The organism is Ruegeria sp. K11 (assembly GCF_056531905.1).
Genome location: NZ_JBQFMP010000030.1, coordinates 1 through 14,066, shown reverse-complemented (window position 1 = coordinate 14,066; position 14,066 = coordinate 1). Strand labels below are relative to the sequence as shown.

General features: G+C 57.1%; 14 protein-coding genes and 2 pseudogenes. 11 read left to right on the top strand and 5 right to left on the bottom strand.

All coding sequences use genetic code 11. The annotated features are described in order from the left end of the window. The 3 genes and pseudogenes from ACR0K4_RS22620 to ACR0K4_RS22610 form a co-directional block, all read right to left on the bottom strand. Nucleotides 1–303: GTP-binding protein (locus tag ACR0K4_RS22620; RefSeq protein ID WP_480855876.1), on the bottom strand; the 303-nt coding region annotated here is incomplete at its 3' end. Further along, nucleotides 300–953 carry an urease accessory protein UreF gene (locus ACR0K4_RS22615; RefSeq protein WP_480855875.1) on the bottom strand — a complete coding sequence of 218 codons (654 nt, stop codon included), beginning with the start codon at nucleotides 951–953 and terminating at the stop codon, nucleotides 300–302. The genes ACR0K4_RS22615 and ACR0K4_RS22620, both read right to left, overlap by 4 nt. Then, nucleotides 937–1,107 (bottom strand): annotated as a pseudogene (locus ACR0K4_RS22610) (urease accessory protein UreE C-terminal domain-containing protein); the annotation flags it as partial. The gene ACR0K4_RS22615 and the pseudogene ACR0K4_RS22610, both read right to left, overlap by 17 nt. Here ACR0K4_RS22610 and ACR0K4_RS22605 point away from each other — a divergent pair. Together ACR0K4_RS22605 and urtE are read left to right on the top strand one after the other, a co-directional pair. Then, nucleotides 1,106–1,342 (top strand): annotated as a pseudogene (locus ACR0K4_RS22605) (ABC transporter ATP-binding protein); the annotation flags it as partial. The pseudogenes ACR0K4_RS22610 and ACR0K4_RS22605 sit on opposite strands and share 2 nt — an antisense overlap. Before the next feature lie 3 nt (nucleotides 1,343–1,345). Further along, a complete protein-coding gene (urtE, locus tag ACR0K4_RS22600) occupies nucleotides 1,346–2,041 on the top strand; it encodes an urea ABC transporter ATP-binding subunit UrtE (RefSeq protein ID WP_480855874.1) in 696 nt (231 codons plus the stop codon). Between the two features lie 72 nt (nucleotides 2,042–2,113). Here urtE and ACR0K4_RS22595 read toward each other — a convergent pair whose 3' ends face one another. Beyond that, nucleotides 2,114–3,169: a LacI family DNA-binding transcriptional regulator gene (locus ACR0K4_RS22595; RefSeq protein ID WP_480855873.1), complete on the bottom strand. Its 1,056-nt coding sequence runs from the start codon at nucleotides 3,167–3,169 to the stop codon at nucleotides 2,114–2,116. Between the two features lie 180 nt (nucleotides 3,170–3,349). Here ACR0K4_RS22595 and ACR0K4_RS22590 point away from each other — a divergent pair, with 180 nt between their 5' ends. The 7 genes from ACR0K4_RS22590 to ACR0K4_RS22560 all read left to right on the top strand — a co-directional run bounded on the left by ACR0K4_RS22590 (nucleotide 3,350) and on the right by ACR0K4_RS22560 (nucleotide 10,584). Then, complete coding sequence (locus tag ACR0K4_RS22590) at nucleotides 3,350–4,666, top strand: ABC transporter substrate-binding protein (protein ID WP_480855872.1); 1,317 nt, start codon at nucleotides 3,350–3,352, stop codon at nucleotides 4,664–4,666. A 125-nt stretch (nucleotides 4,667–4,791) separates the two neighbouring features. After that, entirely contained in the window at nucleotides 4,792–5,739 is a 948-nt protein-coding gene (locus ACR0K4_RS22585; protein ID WP_480855871.1) for a carbohydrate ABC transporter permease, read from the top strand. After that, nucleotides 5,736–6,674: a carbohydrate ABC transporter permease gene (locus tag ACR0K4_RS22580; protein WP_480855870.1), complete on the top strand. Its 939-nt coding sequence runs from the start codon at nucleotides 5,736–5,738 to the stop codon at nucleotides 6,672–6,674. The genes ACR0K4_RS22585 and ACR0K4_RS22580 overlap by 4 nt, the downstream gene beginning before the upstream one ends. Continuing rightward, nucleotides 6,671–6,859: a hypothetical protein gene (locus ACR0K4_RS22575; RefSeq protein ID WP_171212768.1), complete on the top strand. Its 189-nt coding sequence runs from the start codon at nucleotides 6,671–6,673 to the stop codon at nucleotides 6,857–6,859. Before ACR0K4_RS22580 ends, ACR0K4_RS22575 begins: the two co-directional genes overlap by 4 nt. A 4-nt stretch (nucleotides 6,860–6,863) precedes the next feature. Then, nucleotides 6,864–7,961: an ABC transporter ATP-binding protein gene (locus tag ACR0K4_RS22570; RefSeq protein ID WP_480855869.1), complete on the top strand. Its 1,098-nt coding sequence runs from the start codon at nucleotides 6,864–6,866 to the stop codon at nucleotides 7,959–7,961. After that, nucleotides 7,954–8,949 (top strand): ABC transporter ATP-binding protein, encoded by a 996-nt coding sequence (locus tag ACR0K4_RS22565; RefSeq protein WP_480855868.1) that lies wholly within the window; start codon nucleotides 7,954–7,956, stop codon nucleotides 8,947–8,949. The genes ACR0K4_RS22570 and ACR0K4_RS22565 overlap by 8 nt, the downstream gene beginning before the upstream one ends. A 12-nt stretch (nucleotides 8,950–8,961) precedes the next feature. Continuing rightward, nucleotides 8,962–10,584 carry a dihydroxyacetone kinase subunit DhaK gene (locus ACR0K4_RS22560; RefSeq protein WP_480855867.1) on the top strand — a complete coding sequence of 541 codons (1,623 nt, stop codon included), beginning with the start codon at nucleotides 8,962–8,964 and terminating at the stop codon, nucleotides 10,582–10,584. Nucleotides 10,585–10,634: 50 nt separating this feature from the next. On the opposite strand, the gene ACR0K4_RS22555 is transcribed toward ACR0K4_RS22560, so the two are convergent. Further along, on the bottom strand, nucleotides 10,635–11,399 hold the full coding sequence (locus ACR0K4_RS22555) for a DeoR/GlpR family DNA-binding transcription regulator (RefSeq protein ID WP_480855866.1): 765 nt from the start codon (nucleotides 11,397–11,399) through the stop codon (nucleotides 10,635–10,637). Between the two features lie 183 nt (nucleotides 11,400–11,582). Between ACR0K4_RS22555 and pyk the strand changes: the two genes are divergently transcribed. Together pyk and gap are read left to right on the top strand one after the other, a co-directional pair. Further along, nucleotides 11,583–13,031, top strand: a complete 1,449-nt coding sequence (gene pyk / locus ACR0K4_RS22550; protein WP_480855865.1) for a pyruvate kinase — start codon at nucleotides 11,583–11,585, stop codon at nucleotides 13,029–13,031. Between the two features lie 18 nt (nucleotides 13,032–13,049). Next, nucleotides 13,050–14,051: a type I glyceraldehyde-3-phosphate dehydrogenase gene (gap, locus tag ACR0K4_RS22545; RefSeq protein WP_480522247.1), complete on the top strand. Its 1,002-nt coding sequence runs from the start codon at nucleotides 13,050–13,052 to the stop codon at nucleotides 14,049–14,051. Nucleotides 14,052–14,066 lie beyond the last annotated feature (15 nt).

Here is a 14,066-nt window from a genome sequence, read left to right as displayed (position 1 = left end):
AACGACTTCGACATCCGGGTGGCGGGCCTGCATCTCGGCCACTGCGGCCAGGTTGATCGAAGCATCCTCTCGGATGGCCGTATGCGGGCAGCCGCCGGTTTCCTCGCCGATGATCCGGTCCTGCGGCAGGATTTGCAGGCGCATCAGCGCCTCGGCATCCTCGCGCGTGTAAATGTCGTTGGTGATCACGCCGAGTGAGACCTTGTCGCGCAAAGCTTCGGACAGGGCGGCGGTCAGGGTGGGTTTGCCTGCGCCCACCGGGCCACCGATGCCCACGCGCAGGGGGCCGTTCATGCTGCTCATGTTCGGAACATCCTTGAATACTGAGTTTCGTGTTTCATCGACGCGATGTCGGACAGGAAAGCGGTCGAGGTCAGATCGTCCAGCTCGGTTTCAATCCCTTCGGTTGCCACGCGCTGACACATAGGGGTAAGATAGCGGATCAGTCGCTGACCATCGGTCTGCCCCAGAGGCACCAATCGCGTCGCGCAAGCCACTAAGTTGGCCATGAAGGCCTGAAGGAACATCTGCGCTGTCAAGTCTAGCGGCAGGTTTCTGACGGCAGCTGCATGGCCGAGCGCGACAGGGTAGGTCAGGGTGGCCATGTCCAGCGCCCAGACGTTCGAGGTCACGCCACAGAACGCCTCTCCCAGCAATCGCGTTTCCATCAGACGCTCGGACGAGGCGCTCAATGCGCGGACGGTTTGATCTATTTCGGCCAGCGTTGCGGGCGTATCTGCCCGGTACGCCGCTGCCAAAAACACGCAATCATTGTGGCCCGAGCCATGTTCGATCACATCAGAAACCCATTCACCTGTGTCTCGCGCTTTGGTAACAGCGCCGCTTTCGACCGCCCATTCCAGCCCGTGCGAATAGGCGAAACTGCCCACCGGATAGGCGGGCGACAGCCATTGCGCCAGGGTCAGGATATCGGTGTCAGTGGGCGTGGCCATGAGTCCTGCCGTGACCATAAGCGCCGCCCTCAGGAGTGAAGGGTTCGACCGTTTCCTTAATCTCTGCGCCCAGTTTCTCGAGCATGTCGCGGATGACGTGATCATGCCGGATCAGCAGGCGGTTCTGTTCAATCTGACATGGGGTGTGACGGTTGCTGGTCGACGAACTCGCCGCCGGCATGACCCCGCAAGAGCGCGAACACACGACTGACCTGCTGGTGCAGGCATCCAAGTCCCGCGCGGTGGTTGTGGTGGAACACGACATGGAATTTGTCCGCCGTCTGAACTGCAAGGTCACGGTGCTGCACGAAGGCTCGGTTCTGGCCGAAGGCTCTCTGGGCCATGTCACTTTAAATCAGGACGTCATCGACGTCTATCTGGGGCGCTGAACCATGCTGCAACTGAACGATCCGACCCTGCATTACGGGCATTCGCAAGTCCTCCACGGTGTCTCGATGGAGGCCGCGCAGGGCGAGGTGACCTGCGTCATGGGCACCAATGGCGTGGGCAAAACCAGCCTGATCAAGGCGATCTCGGGCACTCATCCACGTTCGGGCGGTGACGTCGTCTTCAACGGCGCAGACCTCGGTATCCTGCCCGCGCACAAGATGGCGTGGAAAGGGGTGGCCTATGTTCCGCAAGGGCGTGAGGTTTTCCCCTTACTGACCGTGCGCGAGAATCTGGAAACCGGCTTTGCCTGCCTGCCCACCAGCGAGCATTTCATACCGGATGAAATCATCGAACTGTTCCCGGTGCTCAAGAAAATGCAGAACCGGCGCGGTGGTGACTTGTCGGGCGGCCAGCAACAACAACTGGCCATCGCGCGGGCGCTGATCACCAAGCCGAATCTATTGCTGTTGTACGAACCGACCGAAGGCATTCAGCCCAACATCATCCAGCAGATAGGAGAAGTGATCCGTCATCTTAGGGCAAAGGGCGATATGGCGATCGTTCTGGTCGAGCAATATTTCGATTTCGCCTATGATCTTGCCGACCGTTTCGTTGTGTTGCGGCGTGGTGAAATCCTGATGGAAGGTACGCGGGTTGAATTGTCGCGGGAACAGGCTCTGCAAGGCGTAACGGTTTGAAATTCAAAAGAGAACCGGCCCGCTGAACGGCGAGAAGTTTCAGGCTTTACGGGGCGCAGTTTGGCACTCCAGCTATCCGGCAGGCGTGTTGGGGCATTGTAGAGGTAACAGGTTTTCCTGAAGCAGAATCTCGATGCGGATCTGTTCCTGTGACTTCATGATCTCTCGTTTGTCGCAGCGTGCGCGCAGCAAGCGAACCGAACTACGCACCAGGTGGCCTGGGTCCTGGGCTATTACGGCGTCCAGCTCGCCCGTCACAAGGGCTTTGCGGGTGCGGTCCGTCAGCTCATGCGCGATGATGGTCAGCGTATTCGGATCGGTCTTTTGAGACACCGCGTTCAGCGGCATGCGTGCTTCGGAACTCATGACATAGGCCGCGACAATATCGGAATTGTTGGCGAATGTGTTCGAGATTATCTCATGCGCTCGGGCTTCGTCCCCGTGCGTTTCCAACGAGGGCAGGGTGGTCAGATTGGGAAAATCCCGAGACAGGATCTGGTCAAAGCCGCGGCGGCGCTCAAGACTGTCGCGCGCGTTCATGGTTTCCGATACGACCATGACCTTACCCTGACGACCGCAGATGAACCGCCCGATCAACCGGGCCGCGGTCGCACCGGCTGCGTGGTTGTCGATGCCGACGAAATCCATGTCGGACAGGTTTTGCTGACCGGAAATCAGATGAACGACATGAACGCCTTTCTCCTGAAGCCTGGCTGCGGCGTCGCGCACCTGAGGGGATTCTGGTACCATCAAGGCGACGCCGTCGACATCCTCGGGACTGATTTTGAGCAGCGCTTTGGTGATCAGGTGGGGATCGGCCTGCGAAATTTCCTGATGCGCAATATCCATTCCTTCAGCTGAAAATCCCGCGTTGGCCTCAGAGATGCGATCCTGCAATTCGGATATGAAAAGATCACCACGCCGTGGAAGCAAGAAACGGAACCTGTATTGCCTGCTTTTTGCGAGATTGGCGGCCGACAGGTTGCGCACAAATCCAATTTTATCAATCGCTTCATTGACGGCTTCGACCGTTTTTTTTCGAACGCCGGAGCGTTTGTTCAGAACGCGATCGACGGTGGCAAGGCTGACGCCTGCGGCTTTTGCAAGATCTTTGGTTGTTGGGCGCATTATGTGTTTTTCGCTTGGCAGATTGGAAAATAGTCACCCATTTTCAAGGTGCATGCAAGCATATTGAGGTACGTACCTCAGAATTTTCTTGATCTGAGGTACGTACCTCATTTAGAACTGACTCCACAATTGAGTCGCCGCCAGAGGAATCGGCGCAACACAGACGGGAGGAGTTACCAGATGAATGCGAAACTGAAATTTACCGTGGCCACAGCCGCCTTGATCGGCGCAACCAGCGCCGCCAAGGCCGAGGACCTGACCCTGTGCTGGGCATCCTGGGATCCGGCGAATGCCCTGATCGAACTCAGCAAGGACTTCGAGGAAAAATCCGGCCATAGCATGAATTTCGAATTCGTACCGTGGCCCAACTTTGCGGATCGTATGCTGAACGAGTTGAATTCCGGGGGCAAGCTTTGCGATCTGATGATCGGTGACAGCCAGTGGATCGGGGGCGGCGCCGAAAATGGTCACTACGTTAAGCTGAACGACTTTTTTGACGCCGAAGGCATCACGATGGATGATTTCATCCCCGCGACTGTGACCGGCTATGCCGAATGGCCCAAGAACACGCCGAATTACTGGGCGCTGCCCGCCTTTGGCGACGTCGTGGGTTGGACCTACCGCAAGGACTGGTTTGAGCGCCCGGAATTGCAGGCCGAGTTCAAAGAGAAATATGGCCGTGATCTGGACGTGCCCAATTCATTGGACGAGTTGAAAGACATCGCTCAGTTTTTCCAGGGTCGCGATATCGACGGCACCACGGTTTACGGTGCCGCGATCTATACGGAACGCGGCTCCGAAGGCATCACCATGGGCGTGACGAACGCGCTCTACAATTACGGGTTCGAATACGGCAACCCTGACAGCCCCTATGAGCTTGACGGTTTCGTAAATTCGGATGAAGCCGTTGCGGGTCTGGAGTTCTACAAAGAGCTGTACGACACCGCGACGCCTCCGGGGTCTTCAAACTGGTATATGGGCGAGAATATCGATGCCTACAAATCCGGTCAGGTGGCCTTGCAGATGAACTTTGCCTTCATCTGGCCAGGTGTTGAAGCCGACCCGAATGTGGGTGGTGGCAAATCCGGTTATTTCCCCAACCCCGCAGGCCCGAGTGGCCAGTTTGCGCAGTTGGGTGGGCAGGGCATTTCGGTCGTATCCTACTCGGACAAGCAAGATGCTGCGCTGGAATACATCAAATGGTTCGCACAACCTGAAATTCAGGCCCGTTGGTGGGAACTTGGCGGCTATTCGGCACTGAAAGCTGTGGTCGAAGATCCCGGCTTTGCAACCAGTCAGCCTTACGCGCAAACCTTCCTGGACTCGATGGCAATCGTTAAGGACTTTTGGGCAGAACCGGCCTATGCGGAACTGCTGCTGGCGATGCAGCAGCGCGTTCATGACTATGTGATCGCAGGCAACGGCACGGCAAAAGACGCTTTGGATGGCTTGGTCGACGATTGGACCGAGACATTTGAAGACGAAGGCAAAATCTGACCTCCCTCCCTGTCGGGCGCTTGATTGTGCCCGGCTCTCCCTCTCTCCCGGTTGGCGATTGATCAACCGGGGGCACCTTGCCAGCTTCGGGGGCCCTGTTGTGGTCTTCGATGAGGATCAGAACCATGATACATACACCGATGGATAAGATCGCTGATGCGACGCCCGAGCCTTTGGCGCGGAAAGTGCGCGGGCTGTCAGATCGGGCCATCGCCTGGATATTCGTCGCGCCGTCCATCTTTTTGCTGCTGGCGGTCAACATCTTTCCGCTGATCTGGACCATCCGGCTGAGCTTTACCAACTACAGGGTGAACCGCCCCAACCGTGAAATCGACTTTGTCGGCCTGCGCAATTACGAGCGTATTCTGACCGACAGCGATACGTGGATGACGATGCAGGCCACCGCGCATTTTTTGATCTGGACCATTGTCTTGCAGGTGCTGATCGGCTTTGCACTGGCCTATCTGATCAACATGAAATTCAAGGGCAACGACATGTGGACCACGGTTATCGTGTTCCCGATGATGCTCAGCCCTGCTGTCGTCGGTAATTTCTGGACGTTCCTGTATCAGCCGCAAATCGGTCTGTTCAACTATGTGGTGACATTCTTTACGGGCGGCGATCCGTCCAGCTTCTCGATGATCGGGGACGTGCATCTGGCCCCCTGGGCGATTGTGATCGCCGATACGTGGATGTGGACGCCCTTCGTTATGCTGATCTGTCTGGCTGGGCTGCGTTCGATCCCGGACTCGATCTATGAAGCCGCTGAATGCGACCGCGCCAGCAAATGGCGGCAGTTCTGGACGATTACGATCCCGATGGCGCTACCTTTCCTGATGCTGGCCGTGTTGTTCCGGGGCATCGAAAACTTCAAGATGTTCGACCTTGTGGTGCAACTGACCGGCGGCGGCCCAGGCAACACCACAACCCTGACGTCGATCGACCTGAAGCGTGAGGCGTTCGAGAAATGGCGCACCGGTTATTCGTCGGCCTATGCGGTCATCCTGTTCGTCACCGTCTTTGGATTGGCTTCGATCTACGTCAAAGCCCTGAATAAGGTAAAAGAAAGATGAGCTTTTCTGTCACTGAGCCGTCCAACCGGACGAAGTGGATCGCCGGAAGTGCAGTCATACTGTATGCGCTCATCACGATACTACCGCTGATGTGGATCATCGCCACCGGGTTCAAATCCCCTGCAGACTCTATCGCATATCCGCCCAAAGTCGTGTTCGAGCCGACGCTGGAAGGCTACGTCAACCTGTTCACCCAGCGCACGCGCCTCAACCAGGATGACCTGGCCGCGCTACCGCCGCCAGAGACTTGGTACGATGAAATGGTGCGCGAGCAGGGGCAGGTGATCACCGGCGCGTCGCGCTATGGCGAGCGGTTCCTGAATTCGGTCATCATCGGGTTTGGGTCAACTTTCCTGTGCATGGTGCTGGGCACGGCTGCGGCTTATGCGTTCAGCCGGTTCCGGGTGCCGCTCAAGGATGATCTGTTGTTCTTCATCCTGTCGACCCGGATGATGCCGCCGATTGCCGTTGCGATCCCAATCTTCCTGATGTTCCGGCAACTGGGTCTGAACGACACGCATCTGGGCATGATCCTGCTTTATACAGCGGTAAACCTGTCCCTGTCGGTCTGGCTGCTGAAAGGATTCATCGACGAGATCCCGGTAGAATATGAAGAGGCCGCGCTGATCGACGGTTACACCCGTTTTCAGGCCTTCTACAAAGTGGTACTTCCGCAAGCGGCCACCGGCATCGCCTCGACCGCGATCTTCTGCTTGATCTTTGCCTGGAACGAATACGCTTTTGCTGTCCTGCTGACCTCGGGCACTGCGCAAACCGCGCCGCCCTTCATCCCGACCATCATCGGCGTTGGCGGCAAGGACTGGCCCGCCGTGGCCGCCGGGGCGACGATCTTCCTGGTGCCGGTCATGGTCTTCACCATCCTTCTGCGCAAGCATCTGCTGCGCGGCATCACATTCGGAGCGGTTCGCAAATGAGTACCTTCATCAATGGCCTGCTGCGGCTGCGCCGTGGTCCTTGGGAAATGGTGGCCTCGATCCTCATCGCGTTGGGCGTCATCATGCTGATGCAGCCCTTTGTGCTGGCGCTGTTCACCTATTCCTTCATTGTCACGCTGATCGGCACGGTGATGTTCATCATCGTCAGCCACTTCCCGGAGTAAACACATGGCACAGATCAGAATTGAAAACGTGCGCAAGGAATTCGGGGCGTTCACGGCTGTCCAATCGTCGAGTTTCACCATCGAAGACGGCGAGTTCTTCATGCTGCTTGGCCCCTCGGGCTGCGGCAAAACCACGACGTTGCGCATGATGGCCGGGCTTGAGCTGCCCACCAGCGGCGAGATCTATATCGACGGGGAAGAGGTGGGCATGAAACCCGCCAGCCAGCGCGATATCGCCTTTGTGTTCCAGATGTTTGCGCTCTATCCGCATATGAATGTGGGCAAGAACATCAGCTATCCGCTGTTGAGTCAGGGCATGCCCAAGGCGCAGGTGAAAAAGAAAGTGGATGAGGTTGCCCAGATTCTGGGGATCACCGACATTCTCAAGAAACCAGTTGGAGGGCTGTCCGGTGGCGACCGCCAGCGCGTTGCGCTTGGCCGCGCCATCGTGCGCGATCCCAAGGCGTTTTTCATGGATGAACCACTGGGTGCGCTGGATGCAGAATTCCGCGAGCATATGTCCGAGGAACTGCGGGCATTGCATGACCGGATGGGGGCCACCACCGTCTACGTGACCCATGATCAGCTTGAGGCGATGCAGATGGGTGACAAGATCGTTGTCATGAATCACGGCGTTGTCGAACAATTCGGTGTACCGCAAGACATCTACGACTGGCCTGCCACGATGTTCGTTGCCAGTTTCATCGGCTCACCTTCCATGAACTTCCTGAATTTTCGCGGTATTGTTGGCAGCGGAACCACCTCGGTCGATTTGGGTGACAGCCAAATCCGCATCCCTGAGCAACATGGCGGTGCGCGTGGCGATCTGGCGCTTGGCGTTCGGCCTGAACATGTTCATCTGGACGACAGCTCCAGCTATCGCGGTGAGGTGATGGCGACTGAATACCTTGGCACGACTCAGATCGTGACGCTGAACACCCCGAATGGCGAGATCAAAGCGCGTATCCCATCCAGTGATCGTGTTCATGTGGGTGCAAAAACGGGCCTGCATTTTGATGAACGTACGATCACGGTGTTTGAAACAGAAAAGGGCAGGGCACTGTTGTCCGCCGGAAACGAAGGAGTTCTGAACCATGGCTGAGGTCGAGCTTCGCAATGTGACAAAAGCCTATGGCGATACGGTCGCTTTGGATAACGTATCAATGACAATCCCGGATGGGGCCTTTGTCGTCCTGCTTGGACCAACGGGTGCAGGCAAGACAACGTCACTGCGCATGGTTTCCGGGCTGGACAGGCCGGACGAGGGCGATGTCCTGATGAACGGCCAATCCCTGACCGGGTTGACCCCGGCGCAGCGCAACGTCGCCATGGTGTTTCAGCAATACTCGCTGTACCCGCATTTGACGGTCTATGAAAATCTGGCGTTTCCGCTGCGGTCTCCGTTGCTGAAGACACCCGAGGACGAGATCAGGATCAAGGTGCAGCGCGTGGCCGAGACGTTGCAGATCGCGCACAAGCTTGAAAACAAGGCGACCGCCTTGTCGGGTGGGGAAATGCAGCGGGTTTCAATCGGTCGTGCCTTGGTGAGAAATCCCGAAGTCTATCTGATGGACGAACCTCTAAGCTCATTGGATGCGAAGCTGCGCGCCGATCTGCGGATTGAGCTGAAAAGCATTCAGGCGGATAGCGGCGCGACGCTGCTGTATGTGACACACGATCAGGTCGAGGCGATGACCATGGCAACCCATGTGGGTGTTCTGGACAACGGCAAACTGATCCAGTTTGGCACGCCGCGGGAGATCTACGAAGCCCCCGTCAGCATCTATGCGGCCAGTCGCCTTGGTCAGCCCCGGATCAACATTCTGCCTGCCGATATCTTTGGTCACGCGCCGACCGGGGCTCAATCCATTGGCCTGCGCCCCGAACAGATCGGACAGGGCGACGGACAGGACAGCCTTGTCACGCGGGTCGAACATCTGGGTGATCAGACCAGATTGCATCTGTCTTTCAGAGATCATGATCTGATTACCGTGACCGACGCGCACACCTCGCTTAGAAGCGGCGATATCGTCAAGATTGCTCCGAACAACCCGTTTTTCTTCGACGCCGAAGGCGTCCGGATTCAGTAAAAAGAGGCTGAAATGACCCATTTTATCAACAAAAAAGAAGAAATCGTTGCCGAAGCCGTTGACGGCGTTATCGCAACATCGGGTGGTCGCCTTGCCCGGCTGGACGGCTATCCGCATATCAGGGTGGTCGTGCGCATGGACTGGGACAAGTCGAAGGTTGCGCTGGTCTCTGGCGGGGGGTCGGGTCACGAACCAGCGCACGCAGGGTTCGTTGGCGAAGGCATGTTGACCGCAGCGGTGTGTGGTGACGTATTTGCGTCGCCGTCGGTCGATGCGGTGCTGGCCGGAATTTTGGCCGTCACCGGACCTGCGGGGTGCCTGGTTATCGTCAAGAACTACACCGGCGATCGCTTGAACTTTGGCCTCGCGGCCGAACGCGCACGCGCCTTTGGGCTCAATGTAAATATGGTCATTGTGGATGATGACGTCGCGTTGCCTGACCTGCCTCAGGCGCGCGGCGTTGCGGGTACGCTGTTCGTGCATAAAATCGCGGGGGCATTGGCCGAGAATGGCGCCGACCTCAATGCGGTGACGGCTGCCGCAGAGCGTGTAATCGCGGGCACATCCTCCATCGGGATGTCGCTCGATACATGTACGGTGCCCGGCGCACCGAAAGAGGATCGTATTCCAAGCGGCAAGGCCGAATTGGGCCTTGGCATCCATGGCGAGGCCGGAATTGATCAGGTCGAATACTCGGATGCTAAAACCGCCATCGCCATGATGGTGGAAAAGTTGGGAGCAAAGATGGACCCCGACCAGCGCTATGTTGCTTTGCTGAACAACCTTGGCGGGGCTTCAGTGCTGGAAATGTCCATTCTGGCGCATGAACTTAAGCATTCGTCGATCGGGCAGCAGATCAGCCATATCGTTGGGCCTGCGACGATGATGACATCACTTGAAATGCGAGGGTTTTCGATCTCTGTCTATCCGGCGCCCACCGAGGATCTGATGGCGTTGCAGACCAAAACACACCTGAGCGCATGGCCCGGTGTAAACGCATTGGTCGACGTTCCTGTGCTCGAACTCCCGGATGGTCTGAAACCGATTAAGCCTTTGGCCTCAGATCACGCCGAGACGCGGTCATTCCTGACGCGGTGCTGCGAGATATTGATTGCGGCCGAGAGTGATCTGAACGCGCTGGATGCCAAATCCGGGGACGGCGACACGGGTTCGACTCTTGCAGGCGCGGCACGCGCCTTGATCGCAGCGATGGACAAGCTGCCTTTGGCAGATCACACGCAACTCTACCGCGCAATTGGGCAAGAGCTGAGTCAGACAATGGGTGGGTCCTCAGGCGTTTTGCTCGCCATTTTCTTTGCTGCGGCGGGGGATGCGGCATCAAGCGGCGAAACGATGCAGAAGGCGTTGCATGTTGGTCTGCAGCGGATGCAGGACATCGGCGGTGCCCAACCCGGCGACCGGACAATGATTGATGCGCTGAAACCGGCACTGGACCAGCTGGAAGGCGGGCTTCCCGATGCAGCACTTGCCGCGCGGGCAGGGGCTGACAAAACGGCGACGATGCTGCGCGCCCGAGCTGGTCGCGCGTCATATATCAACGCCGAGCAATTGCGGGGGCATGTCGACCCGGGCGCCGAAGCTGTAGCGCGGCTGTTTGAGCGACTAGCCAGCTGACCAAAACGGTGAGCGGTTGCAGGGTGTTTCCTTCGCCTTGCGACCGCGCCTCAGGGTTGCACGACGTTGATGGACGTGCCGAATTCGCGGGATTTCTCGATCATACTGTCCGGCAGCGGGGCGTCTGTGAAAAGGATATCGGTATCGACTAGGTTCCCGATCCGGCCAGGGGCCGAGCGAAGCATTTTTGAGCTGTCAGCAACCACAAACGTTGATTTCGACTGGCGTATGATCGATTTCGTTGCGCGCACTTCCTGAAAATCGAAATCCAGCAAATCCAAATCTGCATCGATCCCGGCGCAGCTGATGATTGCATGGTCGAATTTGAACAAATCCACCACCTGCGTTGTCAGGTTACCAAGCAGACCACCATCGGTGCGCCGCAGCGAACCACCAGCGACAACGATCTCAACATCCGGGTTCGCTGCAAGGATGTTGGCAGTGTTCAGACTGTTGGTGACAACCAACAGGTCTTTGTGGCTGAGCAGCTCACGCGCTACTGCCTCGGTGGTGGTTCCGATGTTGATGAAGACGGTTGTGCCATTCGGAATGCTCAGTGCGCACTCTCTGCCAATTCTGGCCTTGCCTTCCGTGTTTCGGTTGCGGCGTTGCACATAGTCGAGATTTCCAACCCCCGCAGACACGACGGCGCCCCCGTGAACGCGTTCCAGTTGGCCTGTGTCGGAGAGATGCGCGAGGTCGCGGCGGATGGTCTGCTCGGCGACCCCAAAGCGACGGGCAAGATCTTCGACCCGGATCGTGCCTTCGATTTGAGCGATGTGCAGAATCTCAGATTTTCGGTTCTTGCCAAGCATGTTTCTGATCCTTCGAATTCAAAGGTATATGAGCGGTTTTTGTAAGATTTGCAAGATATTTTGGAAATAACGAACATTAAACACTATGAAAGAACGACAATAATGCGCGAAAATGTTGACTTTGAGCTCGAATGGTGATTGTTAGCGATAACAAACGCAATGTGGTTCGGGGGCAAGGTCCGTATGATCCGAAACAGAAACATCAAAGTCGTGGCTACGCTTGGGCCTGCCTCAAGCAGCTATGAAACCATCCGCGCCCTGAAGACCGAAGGGGCAGATGTGTTCCGCCTGAACATGAGCCACGGACGACACGAGGATATCGCACGGCTGCACGCCACGATCCGCAAGGTCGAAGCGGATATGAACGTGCCCATATGTATTCTGGCCGACCTTCAGGGCCCCAAACTGCGCTGCGGTGTGTTCGAAGGCGGCGGTGCGCTGTTGGTCGACGGGCAGAGCTTTCGGTTTGATTTGGAAGACACAGCCGGGAACGAAAGTCGTGTTCAGATACCGCACCCGGAAATCTTCCGGGCTCTGACACCGGGTGCAACGCTACTGGTCAATGACGGTCTCATTCGCATGTCGGTGACAGATTGCTCCGACCAACACGCAGAGTGCCGCGTCGTGGTAGGAGGCCGTATTTCCGACCGCAAAGGCGTGAATGTCCCGGATGTCGTGCTTCCCTTGGCCGCGTTGTCCGACAAGGACCGGGAGGATCTAGAGTTTGTGTGCGAGCTTGGTGTCGAATGGCTTGCCTTGTCATTTGTGCAACGACCCGAAGACATAGAAGAAGCGCGCAGTCTGGCCCGAGGTCGGGCGCGCATTCTGAGCAAGATTGAAAAACCGGCTGCTGTCGAGTGTTTTCCCGCCATTCTGGATGCGTCGGACGCGATCATGGTGGCGCGAGGCGATCTGGGTGTGGAGCTTCCGGTCCAAAAGGTTCCAGCAATACAAAAGCAAATGGTACGGGCGTGCCGCGCGGCCGGGAAACCTGTGATTGTCGCAACTCAGATGCTAGAAAGCATGACCGGCAGCCCTGTGCCCACCCGCGCCGAAGTGTCTGATGTCGCATCAGCCATTTACGACGGGGCGGATGCGGTCATGTTGTCGGCAGAATCCGCAGCTGGGCAATTTCCGGTAGATGCAGTTCAGATGATGAACGCAATTGCCGAAGAAACGGAACGGGATCCCGGCTATCTCGAAGCGATCGAAGCGGCCCGCACCCCCTGTAAGAACACAGTGTCCGAAGCGATTACATCCGCTGCTCGGGAAATCGCCGAAACGACCGCGCTGAAAACGATCTGTTGTTACACGATGTCCGGGTCGACCGCGACACTAGCGGCACGAGAACGCCCGCGCGTCCCGATTTTGGCACTGACCCCCGATCCGACCGTCGCCAGAAGACTGGGCCTTGTTTGGGGATTGTCCTGCGCTCCGGTCGACCCCGCCATACGTTTCAAGGGCGCAGTGAAAGCCGCGGTTGGTGCAGCGCGTGCAATGGGGCTAGCCGGTCAGGATGATCGTATCGCGGTAACGGCGGGCATCCCTTTCAACACTGCAGGTACCACAAACATCCTGCGTGTCGTGTCGATGTCAGAATCCCTCGATGCGCAATCCGAAGCGGCATTCTAAAATTTTTGGAGAAGTAAAATGACGGTTAAAGTAGCAATCAACGGATTTGGCCGCATCGGTCGCAGTGTCCTGAGGTCTCTGGTTGAGGTAGGGCGGAATGATGTCGCCGTAGTGGCCATCAATGATCTTGGCCCGATTGAGACGAACGCCCATTTGTTGAAATACGACAGCGTTCACGGGCGGCTGGATACGGACATTCAGGTTGATGGAAACACATTGCTTGTTGGCGGGCGCGAGATACGCGTCAGTGCAGAACGTGACCCTGCCAAGCTGGCTTGGCAGGATGTGGACGTCGCACTTGAATGCACCGGGTTGTTTACAAAACGCGAAAGTGCCATCCAGCACTTGGGCAATGGGTCAAAGAAAGTTTTGGTCTCTGCACCGGCATCGGGTGCCGACAAGACCATCGTGTATGGCGTGAATCACAAAAGCCTGACAGGCAAAGAGATCGTTGTGTCGAACGCAAGTTGCACAACCAACTGTCTGTCTCCAGTTGCCAAGGTTCTGGACGACGCCTTCGGGATCAAAACCGGCTACATGACGACAGTGCATTCCTACACAGGTGATCAGCCTACTTTGGATACGATGCACAAAGATCTATACCGCGCCCGCGCGGCCGCGATGTCGATGATCCCGACCTCGACAGGTGCCGCGCGTGCTGTCGGTGAAGTTCTTCCTCAACTCAAAGGAAAACTGGACGGATCTGCGATCCGGGTGCCCACACCGAATGTTTCGGCTGTAGACTTCTGCTTCATGCCAAAGCGCGAGGTGACGGTCGACGCCATCAACGACGCCATTCGAGACGCAGCCTTAGGTGACATGCGTGGTGTTCTGGCGGTGACGGACGAGCCTCTGGTTTCGGCCGATTTCAACCACGATCCGCACTCTTCGATCTTTGCCACCCAGCAAACGCGTCTGACCGATGGGGGTATGGTGCGAATCCTGAGCTGGTATGACAACGAATGGGGCTTTTCAAATCGCATGCTCGATACAGCCTGTGCCATGGCAACCTGTTACTGAGGTTGGATTTATGAG